This is a genomic window from Nocardia callitridis (assembly GCF_039543305.1).
Lineage (GTDB): Bacteria > Actinomycetota > Actinomycetes > Mycobacteriales > Mycobacteriaceae > Nocardia > Nocardia callitridis.
This window is the reverse complement of the sequence record NZ_BAABJM010000002.1, coordinates 171,301-187,286: the sequence shown is the minus strand read 5'-3', so window position 1 is coordinate 187,286 and position 15,986 is coordinate 171,301. Positions and strand designations below refer to the sequence as shown.

At 65.7% G+C, this 15,986-nt stretch carries 13 protein-coding genes; 12 read left to right on the top strand and 1 reads right to left on the bottom strand.

Features of this window, described 5'->3' with window-relative positions; genetic code table 11:
* Positions 1-18: 18 nt before the first annotated feature.
* On the top strand, positions 19-1,587 hold the full coding sequence (locus ABEA50_RS09605) for a carboxylesterase/lipase family protein (protein ID WP_345494891.1): 1,569 nt from the start codon (positions 19-21) through the stop codon (positions 1,585-1,587).
* 282 nt (positions 1,588-1,869) lie between these two features.
* On the opposite strand, the gene ABEA50_RS09600 is transcribed toward ABEA50_RS09605, so the two are convergent.
* Positions 1,870-2,457, bottom strand: coding sequence for a TetR/AcrR family transcriptional regulator C-terminal ligand-binding domain-containing protein (locus tag ABEA50_RS09600; RefSeq protein WP_345494890.1), 588 nt, complete (start codon positions 2,455-2,457; stop codon positions 1,870-1,872).
* Positions 2,458-2,566: 109 nt separating this feature from the next.
* Between ABEA50_RS09600 and ABEA50_RS09595 the strand changes: the two genes are divergently transcribed.
* The 11 genes from ABEA50_RS09595 to ABEA50_RS30920 all read left to right on the top strand — a co-directional run bounded on the left by ABEA50_RS09595 (position 2,567) and on the right by ABEA50_RS30920 (position 15,984).
* Positions 2,567-3,799 (top strand): FAD-dependent monooxygenase, encoded by a 1,233-nt coding sequence (locus tag ABEA50_RS09595; protein ID WP_345494889.1) that lies wholly within the window; start codon positions 2,567-2,569, stop codon positions 3,797-3,799.
* Positions 3,800-4,153: 354 nt separating this feature from the next.
* Positions 4,154-4,714 (top strand): ester cyclase, encoded by a 561-nt coding sequence (locus tag ABEA50_RS09590; protein ID WP_345494888.1) that lies wholly within the window; start codon positions 4,154-4,156, stop codon positions 4,712-4,714.
* A gap of 740 nt (positions 4,715-5,454) precedes the next feature.
* A complete protein-coding gene (ligD, locus tag ABEA50_RS09585) occupies positions 5,455-6,420 on the top strand; it encodes a non-homologous end-joining DNA ligase (protein ID WP_345494887.1) in 966 nt (321 codons plus the stop codon).
* 885 nt (positions 6,421-7,305) lie between these two features.
* The gene (locus ABEA50_RS09580; RefSeq protein WP_345494886.1) at positions 7,306-8,502 is read left to right on the top strand and encodes a cytochrome P450 family protein; all 1,197 of its coding nucleotides are present in this window, start codon (positions 7,306-7,308) and stop codon (positions 8,500-8,502) included.
* A gap of 14 nt (positions 8,503-8,516) precedes the next feature.
* Positions 8,517-9,863, top strand: a complete 1,347-nt coding sequence (locus tag ABEA50_RS09575; RefSeq protein WP_345494885.1) for a cytochrome P450 — start codon at positions 8,517-8,519, stop codon at positions 9,861-9,863.
* A complete protein-coding gene (locus ABEA50_RS09570; RefSeq protein ID WP_345494884.1) occupies positions 9,860-10,954 on the top strand; it encodes a polyprenyl synthetase family protein in 1,095 nt (364 codons plus the stop codon). The genes ABEA50_RS09575 and ABEA50_RS09570 overlap by 4 nt, the downstream gene beginning before the upstream one ends.
* Before the next feature lie 4 nt (positions 10,955-10,958).
* Entirely contained in the window at positions 10,959-12,053 is a 1,095-nt protein-coding gene (locus ABEA50_RS09565) for a terpene synthase family protein (protein WP_345494883.1), read from the top strand.
* A 25-nt stretch (positions 12,054-12,078) separates the two neighbouring features.
* Positions 12,079-13,398 carry a cytochrome P450 gene (locus tag ABEA50_RS09560; RefSeq protein WP_345494882.1) on the top strand — a complete coding sequence of 440 codons (1,320 nt, stop codon included), beginning with the start codon at positions 12,079-12,081 and terminating at the stop codon, positions 13,396-13,398.
* On the top strand, positions 13,395-14,552 hold the full coding sequence (locus ABEA50_RS09555; protein ID WP_345494881.1) for a hypothetical protein: 1,158 nt from the start codon (positions 13,395-13,397) through the stop codon (positions 14,550-14,552). Before ABEA50_RS09560 ends, ABEA50_RS09555 begins: the two co-directional genes overlap by 4 nt.
* Positions 14,549-15,763 carry a cytochrome P450 gene (locus tag ABEA50_RS09550; protein ID WP_345494880.1) on the top strand — a complete coding sequence of 405 codons (1,215 nt, stop codon included), beginning with the start codon at positions 14,549-14,551 and terminating at the stop codon, positions 15,761-15,763. Before ABEA50_RS09555 ends, ABEA50_RS09550 begins: the two co-directional genes overlap by 4 nt.
* Positions 15,760-15,984, top strand: a complete 225-nt coding sequence (locus tag ABEA50_RS30920; RefSeq protein ID WP_425577582.1) for a ferredoxin — start codon at positions 15,760-15,762, stop codon at positions 15,982-15,984. Before ABEA50_RS09550 ends, ABEA50_RS30920 begins: the two co-directional genes overlap by 4 nt.
* The last annotated feature ends 2 nt before the right edge of the window (positions 15,985-15,986 follow it).

Here is a 15,986-nt window from a genome sequence, read left to right as displayed (position 1 = left end):
AAGGGAGCGTGAAACACGGTGAATCGCAGGGACTTTCTTCATTTCACCGCTGCGGCGTCCGCGTTGACCGGCCTCGCCGCCACCGGGTGCGGCGCCAGCGACCCGGCCGAAACGATCGTCACGACTCGCGCCGGACGCGTACGCGGCGCGGTGGCCGACGGCATCCACGTCTTCAAAGGCGTCCCCTACGCCGCACCCCCACAGGGCGCGCGCCGCTACCTGCCACCCCAGCCCGCCGAGGCATGGAGCGGGGTGCGCGACGCACTCGATTTCGGCCCCACCTCACCGCAGCCACCCACCCCACCACCACTGGAAGCGTTCGCACCGCCGATTCCCGGCGCGGACTACCTGAACCTGAATATCTGGACACCCGAACCGGGTTCGACGCGACTGCCGGTGCTGGTGTGGATCTTCGGTGGCGGCTTCGACACCGGCGCCACCCCGTTCTACGACGGCAGCGCCTTCGCTCGTGACGGCGTTCTGCTGGTATCGATCAATTACCGGCTGGGTGCCGAAGGATTCCTTTTCCTCGACGACGGCGTCGCGAATGTCGCCCTCCTGGACCAGATCATGACGCTCGAGTGGGTGCGCGACAATATCGCCGCGTTCGGCGGCGACCCGGCGAACGTCACCATTTTCGGTCAGTCCGCCGGCGCGATGGCCGTCGGCACGCTGCTGACCATGCCGCGTGCCAACGGCCTGTTCCGGCGGGCCATTCTCGAAAGCGGCGCGGGCAACCTGTGTTACTCCACTGACACGGCGCGCGAGCTGGGTCGGCGACTGATCGCGAAACTCGACGTCGCCCCGACCCGCGAGGCGGTGGCCGCGGCGGGCGTGGACCGCGTGCTCGCCGCGCAAGCCGCGGTAATGGGAGACCTTGCTCGCCAACCGAATCCACAACAGTGGGGCGGGGAGCCGGGCTGCCGCATCAATATGTGGCGACCCACCCTCGACGGCGAGACGCTCCCGTCGAAACCCATCGACGCCGCCCTCGTCGGCGCCAGCGCCGACATCGACCTGTTGATCGGACACAACTCCGAAGAAGGCCGCCTGTCGATCGTGCCGTTCCGGAGCCTGGATTCGGTCACCGAAGCCGAACTCGGCACCGCGATGCGGCTCTACCGGCTCCCCGCCGAGCAGGCGCTGCCTGCCTATCGCGCCGCCTACCCCGGCGCGAACCCCGGCGCACTACTGTCGATTCTGCAAGCAGACTGGTTCTACACCATCCCCGGCATCCGGCTCGCCGAAGCACGCGCCACCGCACCGGCGGCCACCTACATGTACGAGTTCGCCTGGCGTTCCCCACAATTCGACGGTGAACTCGGTGCGTGTCACTTCCTCGAAGTGCCGTTCGTCTTCGACCAACTCCACGACGAGCAGATGCGGTGGATTACCGGCCCGAACCCGCCACAACAACTCGCCGATTCCGTGCACGGCGCCTGGGTGCGCTTCGCCGAATCCGGCCGACTCGACTGGCTACAGTACGAGTCGACCCACCGATCGAGCATGCGCTTCGACCTCGAGCCCACCGTGGTGGACGATTCCTGCCGGGTCCGCGAGCTCTGGGAAGGTGTCGACCTGTACTGACGCACCGATCACCGGCGACCGCGCGCCGGAACCGAATTCCGCCGAATGGGCCCTCGCCGCGTCCGGCCTGCTCGCCGCGTGCTGGTGCCGATCAATACTCGGTTCACCGACGCCGAGGCGGGCGCGATCATCGTGCGCGGCACAGCTGAGGCCTGGCGCAAGGGTTTCTCGACCGCACGTCGCACAACCTGATCGCCGTAGGATGTTGCGGCACTTTCTCTTCCGTCTCAGCCACCACCCCGGCAATGCGATTCGAGCGGGCGAGCGCGGGCGAGCACGGCGTCAGCCGTGGTGGGCCCGGTGATCGCGGATGGCCATGAGATTGTCGACCAGGCGTGGGGCGTCGGTTACCGGGTCCATGGGGGTGAACAGCAGGGCGCGAATGTAGGCGGGCGACAGGATGACCTCCAGCACATCCTGGCTGTCCAGCACACTGGTACCGCTCGCAGCCAAGCTCGCCTGGATCTGCCTGGCGCGGGGTGCCACGAACTGCGCGACGTCGATCAACCCGTTCGCACCACTCCCGCCCGCCCGCGCCAGCGCGCGAAAGAACGCGAGGTGGCCCGGTTGAGTGAGACCGGTGAGCAGACGAGTCGCCCAGGTGAGCATGTCGGCGCGTAGGTCGCCGGTCGCGGGTACGGGCGAACTGGCGCCGAGCTCGTCCACGACCGCGTCGATGATCAAGGCTTCGACGGTGCGCCACCGTCGATAGATCGTGGCCGCGTGCACACCGGAACGTGCTGCCACCGCGGCGATGTCGACGGTGCCGTCCTCGGATTCGGCCAGCAGCTCACGCGTGGCCGTGTGCACCGCTTCCCTGGTCCGCGCGGTGCGTCCGCCTGGGCGAGTGACGCCCGATGCTTGTGTCACACCGCCAGGCTATCGCGAAACTATTGCGTTAGCGAGCGCGACGACCTACCGTTAACGCGAATACTTTCGCGTCAACTGCTCGGTTGGCGCTCGGAGCAGGGAGAAGCACATGGCACACGCACTGATCGTCGGTGGCGGCATCGCGGGAGACACCCTCGCGCTGCTACTGGAACGCGACGGCTGGGAGGTCACCGTCGCCGAGATCGCGCCCGCTCCGCGCACCGGCGGTCAGACCGTCGACCTGCGCGGCGACTCCCGCACCGTGCTCGAGGAAGCGGGACTGCTCGAACAAGCATTGCGCTGCCTGATCCCGCAACGCGGCGCGGCATGGATCAAGGCCGATGAACGGCGGCGCGCGACCATGCCGGTGGAGGCGTTCGGCGGGCAAGGTCTGGTGTCCGACGAAGAGTTGCTGCGCACCGACCTCGCCAGGATCATTCACGAGGCGGCAGGCGCGGGCGTGACCCACCGCTTCGACGAGACGGTGGAAGAGCTGGACGATGTGGAAGACGGCGTTGCGGTGCGGTTCCGCAGCGGAACACGGCAGAAATTCGACCTCGTCGTCGGCGCCGACGGCACCCACTCACGCGTACGCGCCCTACGATTCGGCCCCGAAGCGAACTTCCGCACCTCACTCGGCCTGGCCCACGCGTTGTTCACGCTGACCGAAACACCTGGTACACCACCCCTCGACGGCTGGTTCCTGATCCACAATGCCCCGGGTCGCCGCGCGATCACGGCCAGGCCAGGCCACCCCGGCGAACAAGAAATCGGGTTCACCTTCGCCGCCGACACACTTCCGCACCGCCACGACCGCGAAGCCCAATTCGCCTTGCTCGCCAGCACTTTCGCCGGAGTCGGCTGGCGCGCGGCAGAATTCCTGGCCGCGGCCAAGGAGAGCAACGACTTCGCCATGGACACCTACGACCAGGTGCGGGTGCCCGCGTGGCGCGACGGACGAGTGGTCCTGCTCGGCGACAGCGCGTGGTGCGCCAGTCCGCTCAGCGGCCTCGGCACAGCCTTGGCGTTGCGTGGCGCCGCCGACGCGGCGGCCGCGTTCCGCTCCGCCCGCGTGCTCGACGACCTCGACCGACTGCCCGCCGCATGGGACACTTTCGAAACCGCGATGCGAACCAAAACCGATTCCGCACAGCAGCTTCCGCCCGGCCGGGTCGCATCGATGGCCCCGAGTTCGGCACTCGGGATCCGGGTCAACGCGTGGGCGATGCGCGCAATCCAATCGAGGGTGATGCGACCGATCGTCGCGCGCGCCCTCGCGTCCAGTGAGCACCGTCGTGAGCCGGCGGACTCCCCTGCGGCCAAGGTTGATTCGACGCGATGACGGGCGACGAGCGCGCCCTACATCGCGGGTCCCCGACTCCGCCTTCGAGAGCGAGTGACCCGTGGGCGAATCCGCGGCGATCGCGCGCTCACTGCCACACTCCCACGGAACATGTTGCGGCAGAGCCACAATCGATACCCCGAGGACATGGGCCGCCACTGGCTTCGCTGCCTGCCGCCTCGATCCCGCGTCCGGACACCGGCCTGCTGGCGCGAACGACGGCTCGACGGCCGCGTGCGGAAACTCTGCTGTACGGACCCGTATTCTGCTAGCGCGGCGAGTCTCGTTGGCGGGGAGCGAAACCCACCTTCGAGTACCGCACCGGCACGGAGCCAACGTCGAAGGAGCTCAGCCATGTCCCGCTTCACCCTGCCGCCCGAAGACATCCTGCGCGCGCGAGAGAAGGTGGTGCTCGACCATTTCCACGATGAGGTGAGTCAGGACTGGGACGCGACCCTGTCGACGTTTCCGCATCCGCATTACGAGCTCATCGCCCAGATGGCCGTGCACGACGGCGCTGCCGAAGTCCGCCAGTACTACCAAGACACTCGGGTTGCGTTTCCTGATCAGAACCACGAGATCATCGCCTTCCGACACAGCACCGGTGCCGTGATCGTCGAGTTCTGGTTGACCGGCACCCACCTCGGCCCCTTGGGAAAGATCCCGCCGACCGGATCCAAGCACCGCACCCGAATGACCGCGTATTTCCTCTTCGACGCCGACGAAAACCTGATCGTCGAGCGCATCTACTTCGACCAACTCACCATCCTCGGGCAATTGGTCGGCGGCCTCGACAAGAAAAACCCCGCCGACCTGCTCACCCTCGCCCGCGCTCTGGTGGGAGCACTCGGGATGGCGGGCACGGAGCCGGACCCTCGATTGACCCACACCGTCACGCCCGATCTCGATACCTGACGCCCTTCGCAAGGTACTGGAACCTCCGGTGACCTTCCACACCGCCCGCGGTTGACTCGGGACTGCCAATTCACCTACGACCTCGACCGCATGTGGCTCGCACAACCCGGCGTGGGATCCTGCGGCCGCGTGGGTGTTGCGGCCCTCGGGCACGGCGGGACGGTTCTTCGAGGTGTACGCGCGGACAGACGAGGCCACGATCCGACGAGCCCGCGGGCTGGCCGCGATGCAGAGCCTGTTCTTGATGCTCATGGGGCAGAACAGGGACCGAGGGCCACCCGTCGGCAAACCGCACTGGAGGTCGGCGGGCAGGGCGGCACTCGAACGTGTTCTCCAGGGCGTCCTCGATCTCGGTCCGGCTGCCCGCGTGTGGGGACTCGTGCCACCGACAGCTGCGCCGCCCAGCGCTCCAGGAGCTGCGGCGCACCGATGCGCCGGAGCCTTTCGCGGGCCGGAGGACAGGAACTCCGCGATCAGCGAGTCCTGCACGGCGGCGGCCGCCTGCTCCTCGCTATTCCGAGCGGCGACGCCGGCCGCGCTGATCATGAGTGAGTATTCGGAGGCTGGCAAAAGGCACTTCGAAGTGCGGGGCCAGCTCTCGGCGCCATAGCTCGACCGCGCGTTGCCGGGTTGTCGTCGAGGGGAGCAACGGTCGCGTATGGGGGAATCGCTGTCGGCGCGGTGAGCACCACTTCCGAACATCGAGCCCAGCAATCGTTCGCTGAAAGTATGCTGAACCGATGCTTTCAGCGCCGACTCCGATGCTGGCCACCCCGGGACAGCCCCCGAGGGAGGTAGCGGGGTGGGCGCTGGAGATGAAGTGGGACGGTATCCGCGCGGTCGGCCGCCACAGGGCAGGATCGCTGCGGCTGCACAGCAGGAATCAGCGCGATATCAGCGGGTCGTTTCCCGATATCACCAGCGCTTTTGCCGAAGTCTTCCCGGACACGGACGTGACCGTCGACGGCGAGATCGTCGCACCGGATCCCGCCACCGGTGCGCCGTCCTTTGCGCTCCTGCAACGCAGGATGCATGTCGTCCGGCCCACCGCCACACTGCTGAGAGAAATACCCGTCCAATACCTTGTTTTCGATTTGCTAGAGGTAAACGGAGAATCGATCATGGGTCTGCCCTACGTTGAACGTCGCCGCCATTTGGACGCATTGGACCTCCAAACGGCGACGATCCGCACGCCGCCCTACTACACCGATGTGACCCCCGCCACGCTCCTCGACATCGCGCGCGAACACGACCTCGAAGGCATTCTCGCCAAACGGCTCGACTCCACCTACCAACCCGGCCGCCGCTGCCCCACATGGATCAAGACACCGCTGCGCAGGACGACGGAAGTGGTGGTGGCCGGATGGGTGCCGGGAAACGGCCGCTTCTCTACCACCTTCGGCTCAATCGCCATGGGCGCCTACGATTCCGAGGGAAAGCTCGTGTACTTGGGCAACGTCGGAACAGGGTGGACACTGCGCGACCGCAAGGTCCTCCAAACCCGCTTGAACGAACTCCATTCCGACACAAACCCTTTCACCACCCCACCGCCGCGCTCGGTCACCGCCGTCGCCCATTGGGTCCGCCCCGAACTGGTCGCCGACGTCGAATACCGCGAAGCCACCCCCGACGGCCTCCGCCACCCCAGCTGGCGCGGCCTCCGCACCGACAAATCCGCCCACGAGGCCAAGTGGGAATCCGACTGACAAAAAAAGCTGGAAACGCGCGCGCCTCATGCCGTGGCGGACAAGGCGGAATTAGCACCCAGGAAACCTCGGTATCGGAGCATGGCCGACATCCATTTTTTCGACTGACGAAATACGCCCACTGGGCCAAATACCGTTTCCGCATGTCGATATATCTCGAAGGAAACTGTTGGAATGATAAATTCCCCTCGGTAATTTCTCGCCCATCACGCTTTCCGCCGAATATTTGCTGTACGTCGAATTATCGATGATCGCGATACGAACATCCTGCGGCGAACCCCACACCCCCACGAATTCGGCGCATTGAACGGGCACCATGCACGCCTGCGGGGGATCGATGACCCGAGGGCGACCGCGCCACCCACCACAGACTCGGACACGCACGCGACGCGCTCGGCACGGCAGCGGCTCACACGACGACTTGCCGTGCCAATTGTCCGAAATCCACTGTTCACGACGGGGTTACACGAGAAGCCAGCGCACTACTCCGCTGCGGGTCGACCGCGGGTCGTCGACGAACCGACTCGAAGCCCCACACCCGTAGACGGTGCACTCGAGCCGACCGACGATCCCACCGGCCCGCAGCACGAACGCCCACCACCGACCCGTCCACTGCTCAGCACAGGGGCGATTGCGACAGGGTGACCCCAGCCCTGGGGGCACCTACTTGAATTATTCGGAAAACAGGTTGCACGCCTTCGGAGTTCGAGTTAATCTCGAATCCACAGCAAGTCGCTGACTGCCCTCCGCGGAGGAGGAGAGCAGACGGTTCGGGTCTGGGTTCCAGAGAACTATTCCGAGCAATCGCAGGTGTGCGCCCTCGCACCTGCCAATTTGTCGACCGATGATGTCGGCGCACCATTTATCGGACCAGGAGGTATCTCCGTGCCGTTTTCCGGTACCATTGACGACTTCGCCACCGACCCGTACTCGATTTATCGAGCGATGAACGCGCAGGCGCCCCTGACCGCCATCGGCCCCACCGATTTCATCGTGACCGACCCCGCCCTGGTGCTCGAAATCTTCGCCGACCACGAGAAATTCACGAGTGTCCACAACCTCGAAGGTCAGGTCCCGATCTACGAAGGGGCACAGGAGATCCTCCGCGACACCCTCTTCTACCGGGGAGCACTCTTCAACGAAGCCCCACCAGCACATTCGGCGTTCCGCAAGACCTTCATACGACCCTTCACGCCCACCGCCGTGGAGAAACTGGTCCCGAAGATCCGTGAGCTGGCCGAGGGCATGTGCGGCGATCTCGGTGCGCGCACGAGCTTCGACGTCATGCGGGAGCTCGCCTACCCCCTGCCCGTCACAATCATCTCCGACATGCTCGGTATCCCGGAAGACGACCGCACGCAGGTCAAACAGTGGAACGATCTGTGGCTCGCGCTCCAGGCGGCACCGCTTCCGCCGGAGGCCCAGGTGCAGGCCGCCGAAGCCACGCGCGCCTACGAGGACTACGTGCGCGACCTGATCGCCGAGATCAGAGCCCAGCGTCGGCCCAGCCTCATCCTGGAGATGGCCGACGCCATCGACACGCCGGGCGCGGTGCACGAGGTGGACGACATCATCGTCGCCATCCGGGTCATGATCGCCGCGGGACACGAGACCACCTCCGGCCTCATCGGCAACGCGGTGTCCCGTCTCATCGAGACCAACCGTTGGTCACACCTTGCCGAAACGCCCGCTGCTATACCGGAATTCGTCGAAGAGACACTGGCCGCCGACCCCTCGGTACAGAGCGCGCCGCGATCGGTGGATCAGGAGATCGACCTCCACGGCATCACGATCCCCTCCGGTGCGCGGTTGTACCTGGCGATCGGCGCGTACGGCGCGCTGTCGGGCCGCCGCGCCCCCGGCCCCGACCCAAATGCCCAGAGCCACCCGCATATCGGCTTCGGGCACGGCATACATCGCTGCGTCGGTTCGCACCTCGGCCGCATCGAGGCACGCGTCGCACTCGAGGTCCTGCTCGCGGCCGTTCCCGCGATGCCACGTCTGGATCACGCCCGCCCGCCAGAGCGCACGCCGGGCGGCTTCGTCTTCCGCAGTTTCAGTTCACTACCCATTTGTTGGTGAGGGAGTTCTCCGTCATGGTTGCCAAGCCACCGCTCGTTCCGAACACCAAGCCACTTATCGGCCACGCACTCGACATCTGGCAGGACCCGCTGAAATTCTTCAGCTCCGCGGCCAGCGTCGCACCCCTGTCTCGTATCAAGATCGGCTGGAAAGATGCCTGCCTGATCGCCAACCACGAACTGCTGTACCAAATCCTGGTCCCCGACGCGAAGAAATACGACAAGGGCATCCAGTTCGAGCGGGCACGCGCCATGCTCGGTGACGGAGTCCTCTTGGCGGAGGGCGACCTGCACATGCGGCAACGCCGCCTGATGCAGCCCATGTTCAACAAGCCCTCGATCAGCGACTACGTCGACACCATGCACACCTACAGCGCGGCGATGGTGGAGTCGTGGCGCGACAAACAGGTCGTCGAGGTCTACCCGGAATTCTTCCGGCTGGCCACCCGCGTCGTCATCGACACACTGTTCTCCACCGTCATGACCGACGACGATGTCGAACTGGTGCGCGCCAAGATGCCCCTCGTCATCTCGGGTATCGAGAAGCGAGGGGCGCTGCCACCTCGACTGTTCGACACCATCCCCACCTCGGAGAACCGCGCCTTCTACGCGGCCATCGCCGACCTGCGCGCGCTCGGCAACCGACTCGTCGACCAGCGGCTGCGCACGAACCGAGACGCCGAGGCACATGCCGACCTCATGGCTGTCCTCACCGACACCGACGACGAGATCGCCCGCCGCGACAACGACCGCGCCCAGATCCTGAACGAGTTCCTCACCTTCCTCACCGCGGGTTCGGAGACCACGCCGAGCGCGATCGCATGGTCGTGCTACCTGCTGGCCGAACACCCAGAGATTCAGGAACAGGTACGCGCCGAGGTGGGCGGCTTCGATCTCGGCGTGCACAACACGGTCGGCGATATTCAAGGACTGACACTGCTGCAAGCCGTGATCAAGGAGTCGCTGCGTCTGTATCCCCCGGTCTGGGCGCTCGGACGGCGCACGGTGCAGGAGGCGTCCCTCGGTGGATTCGATCTCGCACCGGGCACCCAGGTCTTCTACTCGGTCTACGCCATCCATCGCGACGAATCGGTGTACGAGGACCCGGACACGTTCAAGCCGCGCCGGTGGATCGACACCCCCAAAAAGTACCCGCGCACAGCGTTTCTGCCGTTCGGTGCAGGTGCGCGCAACTGCATCGGCGAGCATTTCGCGTGGGTCGAGATCGCCATCGCCCTCGTGAACATCCTGCAACGCTACGAGATTTCGTTACAGCCGGGCCAACAAGTACCCGCCGCCGCCATGGGCGCTCTGGTCCCCGGCGCGCTGCCGATGCGGATCAAAAGCGTGGTATCGCGATGAGTGGCAGCACACCGGCGGCCACCCGACTCGTGGAGCTGGTGCGCACCGATGTCACCGAGCTACTCGCCGACTTCGCCCACCTCACCGCCGATTCGAAGACCGCCGATTCGACCATCGGTGTCCCCGAATTCACGCAACGCCTGCGCGACTACGTCCTCCGCCTCGGCAGCATGCGCCGCACCCGAGTGGCGGCACACACGCTCGACAATTTCCGCCGCACCGACGAGGCGACCGTCCTCGCGCTCGCACACACTTGTGCCGCGCTGGAACTCTTTCACGCCGCCGCGTTGATCCACGACGACATCATCGACGAAAGCCCCACCCGCAGAGGCAACCCCGCGTTCCACACCGGCTGGGGCGACACCGCCGACCGGTCCCCTACGTCGGTGTCGCTCGGTGTTACCGCAGGACTGCTCGGCGGTGACGCGGTACTGGTGCTGTGTGCCCGCGCGATCGACCGCATCGCCAGCCCCGTTCGCGAACGAGTGTCGGGGTTCTTTCAAGAGATCCAACTCCGCACCCTGGTCGGCGAACTCCAGGACTCCATGCTCGAGCACCGACGAATCCGCCACGACCGGGCCACCATCACCCAGATGTCGGTGAACAAGACCGCGTGGTACACCGTCACCGCACCGATGGTGCTGGCCGCCAGGTGCGCGAACATCGAGCAGCAACGCACCGGTGCGTTGATCGGCGCCGGGTCGGCGTACGGCGAAGCGTTCCAACTCCTCGACGACGTCAACGAGGTACTCACCGACGCCGCACTGACCGGCAAGAACCCACTCGATGATCTGAACTCGGGCAAGGCAACCCTGCTGCACCACATCGTGGCGACCCACGCCACACCGGCGGAACGTGCCGTACTGGACCGTATCTACGGCCGAGGCAACGGCAGCGCACGCGACCTGGAACGGTATCGACTCCTGGTCACCGCGCACGGCCAGCACATCTGTGCCGAACTCGAAGCACTGATGAACCGGGCCCGTTCCCACCTGCGCAGCGTCGGTTTCCGCGACGACACCGTCGGTCGGATCGAAGACGAACTGAATCCGCACAACCCGTTTCCGGTAACTCTCTACGAGAGCGCTTGACATCATGGCCGAGAATTTCACCCACACGCTCGCCGGCCTGCACGTGCTGCTGCCGAGCTTCGAACACTGTGTCCCGACCCTCGAACGACCCGACGCCGAGCAGCTGGTACTCGACAGTCAGAACTGGTGTCGAGAAGGCCTCGCCGATCTGCTCTCGCCCGCCGCGCTCACCACATTGCTCGCCGAGCGCGCATCCTTGTGGACCATCCTGGTCCTACCCACCGCACCCTACGAATTCCTCGTCGCCGCAGCGCGATACACCGAGTACCTCTCCATCCTGGACAACGCGCTGGTGGACAAGGACCGGCTGGGCAGCGACCCCGGCTACGCCGCGGAGATGAAGGCCGCCATCGATGTACTGTTCGACGGCGAGAATATCGACGAGCCGGCCAACGAAGAGCTGGCGATCTGGTTCAAGCCGCTGCACAACTGTTTGACCACACTGCGCGGCTACCTCACCGAACCGGTGTGGGCACGCTTCCACCACGAGGTGGAGCGCTTCTTCATCGGCTGTGTCGAAGAGGTCTTCTACCGCAACTCCGAGACCATCTACGACTTCGACGCCTACCTGCGGATGCGCCGCAACAGCGTGGGCATGGGCATGTACTTCGCCCTCGGTACGGCCCTCGCACCACCGTTCATCGACGAGTCGGCGCGAGCGACGCGGTTGCGCGACCAACTGCTCGACCACGCGCTCGACCACATCGCGCTCGCGAACGACCTGTTTTCCTTCCGCGCCGAAGCCGACGCCAACGACACCGTGAACGCGGTGGCCACCTTGATGCTCAGCGAGAACCTCGCGGTACAAGACGCGTTCGACCGCGTGGGCCTCGAAGTGCAACGCAACGAAAACACCTTCCGCCAGACACTGCACCAGGCCGTCGCCGCACTCGGCCCCGACCACACGGTGAGCCGCTACGGCACGCTGCTGTGGCACATGATGTGCGGCAATGTCGACTGGTCCTATCGCACCTCGCGATACAACGGAGAAAGGCATGTGTGGGATGGCCGGTATCCTCGGGTTGTTCAATTCCAAAAGGGAAGCACGCTGTTCACCGGCAAGTCCTACCGCGACCTCGTCGCCGACGGACTGGCATGAGCGCACCGCCGGATACACCACCCGGGTGCACTCCGGTGTCGGGCTCCTGCGAACCCTGCTCGGGCTCCCGCGCGATCCACTGGCCTGGGTCGCCGAACTCAACACCACCGCTGACATCCACGTCTTCCGCGCGCTCGGCAAGGACCTCGTCTTTCTCACCGATCCGTTACTGGTCAACGACATGCTGGTGGACCGAAAGGCCAGCTTCGACAAGGGCATCTTCTACGACCGCGTGCGCCGACTCGCGGGCAACGGGGTAGTGCTGGCCAACGGCGAAGAACACCGCAGACAACGCGGCTACCTCGACCAGTTCTTCAAACGCGAACACGTGGTCGGTCTCTCCGAACTCATGCTCGATGTGGTGCGCGAGGAACTGGCACAGTGGGAAGACACCCTCGATATCGATGCCGCCCTACACCGGATGACCTTCAAGATCCTGGCCGCCACCATGTTCGGTACGGAGATCGACCACGAAGGATTCGACCGCATCCACGAATGGCTCGGCACCGTCCTCGAGGCCATCATGTTCCGAACCGTGGCACCCAACTGGTATCTGCGGATACCGACCGCACGAAATCGGCGGCACAGCAACGCGATGGACCAGCTTCGCGCGGCGATCACGGCAGCCATGGACGCACCGCGAGTGGTCGATTCCGAGCGCCTCGACCTCATCTCGGTGATGCGTTCGGTCCGTGGCCCGTCCGGCGCGCCACTGACCGCCGACGAGATGGCCGATCAGATCGTGGCCATCACCATGGCCGGTGCGGAGACCGCCGCCACGGCACTGTCGTGGCTGACGGTGGAACTCGCCGCCGACCCCGTCCTCCAGAACACCCTGCGCCAGGAGCTCACCCTGGCACGCGACCACGGCGTCGAGTACGGCCCCGACTTGACGCAGACGCCGGTGCTCGAGCGAGTGCTCTCCGAGCTACTGCGCTGCCGCCAGCCGATTCTGGTCATTTCTCGGCGCACCAACCGGGATATCGATCTGCGCGGTGTCGCGCTGCCCGGTGGCACCGAGGTCATGTACAGCCCGTGGGCCATGCATCGGGACCGTGCCTACTTCGCCGCGGGGGCCGGCTTCGAGCCCAAGACCTTCGCCCAGGGTGCCTGCCCGGTCACGAAAGGCTCCTACACACCGTTCGGGCTCGGTCCTCGGCACTGCGTGGGCGAACAGTACGCCTGGCAGATGATGTGGATCGCCGTCGCGGAAATGTTGACGACGGTCCGTGTCGAATCCGCGGCAGCGCAGCACCCGAAGGGCCGTCCGCTCGCCACCATCATTCCCGGTTCCGTCGACGCCACGGTACGACGACTGTCCGCGACCGGAGATGAAACGACGTGACCCGGCTCCTGGCGCCCAGCGAGGTATTCCACGCGTTCCTCGACTGGCACACCGGTTTCGAGGTGGAGATCCCTACCGCGGTAGGGCTCGACGCGGCCGCCGAGGGGCTGAGCCGTCTGCATGCCGAGTTCCCTCGACTCGGCGGCCGCATCGTCCGGACACCGGACGGCTTCGCCTTCCACGCCCCCGATTCCGACCCGACGGTCGCGACGTCCGCACACGGCGCGCACGTGGCGGCGGCGCTCTCGGCATTCGAGATCGACACCGCCCGCGACGGCGAAACGCGAATCACCGGACGCTTGCATCACGCTCTATGCGATGTGACCGGCGCTCTCTCCGTCATCGATCACCTACTCGGGCTGATCGGCATTGCGCCCGAAGCCGATTCGATAGCCACTGTGGCGGCGCGCGACTGGCCCCACACCGCCGAGGAAATACTCGGCGGTGTCCAACCCGATGCGACGATCCGCACGACCCGACAGTTCTTCAGCCAAGCGCCGAGCACACCGCTGAAACCCGCACAACCGATACACCTTTCGCTCGACCGTGCGCTCGTACGAGCCATCGACGACGCGTGTGCCGCCACCTCCACCGCACTGACAGGCGTGATCGCCACCGCGCTGGCACCCCTCATCGGTACCGGCGACGACGTGGTCGTCGGTACACCGGTTGACTGCCGAGTGTTCGCCGATCCGCAACGGACACAGACCATTCCGACTCGAGCAATCGGTAATTGCAGCCACGGAGCCTTGGTGACGGTCCCGCGTTCGGCCCGCACCGGGGCCGCGTTCATCGAGACGGCGCAAGCTGTCGACACCGAACTCATGGATCAATTGGAGTCGGAGGTCCCCGCGGCACCGTTCCGGGACGGTCGGCTCTACCTACCCGAACACAATGCGCCCGCACAGCTGGTCGTATCGAACGCGCGTGGCGCGGCTCGGCGATTCACCCGGCTCGCCGAGGCAGGCACAGTTCTCGTCCTGCCCGAGTCCTCGATTCCGGCCTTGCCCATGATCGCGGTGAACGAACGACCGGCCTCCGGCATCATCGACATCTCGCTGATCGCCGACCCCGCCGACTACACACCCACCGAGGCGCGCCACATCGTCGACACCCTCGCGCACACACTCACTCAGTTCGGGGAGCAACAGTGACGGAAACACCCACCGGCGCAGCCGGTCGCACCCACACACTGCCGACCATTCCACGCGGACGAACCGGTGTCTTCGCGCTGCCGACCGGCCTCGTGGCCATGGCCGAGGCCGGACCGATCCACCGCCTGCGCTACGCGGGAGGGCATGTCGGCTGGATCGTCACCGATTACGAGCTGTGCCGCAGGGTCCTCACCATGCCGGAGTTCAGTTCCCGCCCCGACCTAAGACATTCGGCCATTCACGAGGCGATCGGTGACGGACAGCCCCCGGAAGACCGGCCGGGGATGTTCGTCGGCATGGACCCGCCCGAACACACCCATTATCGTCGCATCGTCGCCGCCGCGTTGCGGCTCGGCGAGATGCGAAAACTACAGGCAAGCATTACCGATCGCGCGAACGCGCTGTGGGACGCCTGCCGCGGCGACACGATCGATCTGGTCTCGGGTATCGCCTCACCGCTACCGGCTTTGGTGATCACCCAACTGCTCGGCGTCGAAGAGACGACGAGCCACACCCTGACCCGTTGCCTGGAACGCATGCTCTCACTCGAGTCCTCCGCAGACGAAGTGCGCGGGATGTTCGGCACCATCTTCGACGAGCTGGGTCGAGTGGTGCTGCGCCGGGAAGGCGACCACGCACCGGGGTTCATCACCAACATGATCGACGACGGACAGCTGAGCCACGCGGAAATGACCAGCGTCGCGTTCCAGCTGTACACGGCGGGACATGAGACCACCACCAACATGATCGCACTGAGCTGGCTGCACCTGCTGGCCAATCCCGCAACGGCCGAGGCGATCCGAGGCGACGACACCGCGATCGGACATGCCATGGAAGAGTTCCTCCGGTTCTTCTCCATCATTCAGTACGGGATATCCCGCGCCGCCGTGGCGGAGGTGTCGCTGGGCGGGGTTGTCATCCAGCCCGGTGAGACGATCACGGTGTCCCTGCCCGCCGCCAATTTCGACGCCACGCGCTTTCCCGACCCGCACGTCCTCGACGTGGCCCGCAAGGACCGCGGCCACCTCGCCTTCGGATTCGGTGTCCACCAGTGCGTGGCACAACAACTCGCCAGGGTGGAACTCACGGTCGCACTACGCGTCTTTCTCGAGCGCTACGACGAATTCGCCCTCGACTCCTACGCGATGAAGGACGACACCATCGTGCACGGCCTGACCCGGTTGACCGTGCGACCGAAGCGCTCACCGTGATTCGCGCGGACCGGTCGCGCTGCTGCGGCGCCGGAATGTGTGTCCTCATCGACCCGAACATTTTCACACAGGACCAGGGAGGGTTGGTCGTCATCGACCAGGCCGAGGCACACACCGCCGATCCCGCGCTGCTCCAGCACGCAGTCGGCTGTTGCCCTGGACAGGCCCTGCGCATCGACGATCCCGTGTCGAAAACCTGTTCCGCGACTCAACGAGAGTGACT

Coding starts and splice junctions, on each gene's coding strand:
- ABEA50_RS09595 (WP_345494889.1), top strand. CDS start 2,567: ATGGCACACGCACTGATCGTCGGTGGCGGCATCGCGGGAGACACCCTC.
- ABEA50_RS09590 (WP_345494888.1), top strand. CDS start 4,154: ATGTCCCGCTTCACCCTGCCGCCCGAAGACATCCTGCGCGCGCGAGAG.
- ligD (WP_345494887.1), top strand. CDS start 5,455: ATGCTTTCAGCGCCGACTCCGATGCTGGCCACCCCGGGACAGCCCCCG.
- ABEA50_RS09575 (WP_345494885.1), top strand. CDS start 8,517: ATGGTTGCCAAGCCACCGCTCGTTCCGAACACCAAGCCACTTATCGGC.
- ABEA50_RS09570 (WP_345494884.1), top strand. CDS start 9,860: ATGAGTGGCAGCACACCGGCGGCCACCCGACTCGTGGAGCTGGTGCGC.
- ABEA50_RS09565 (WP_345494883.1), top strand. CDS start 10,959: ATGGCCGAGAATTTCACCCACACGCTCGCCGGCCTGCACGTGCTGCTG.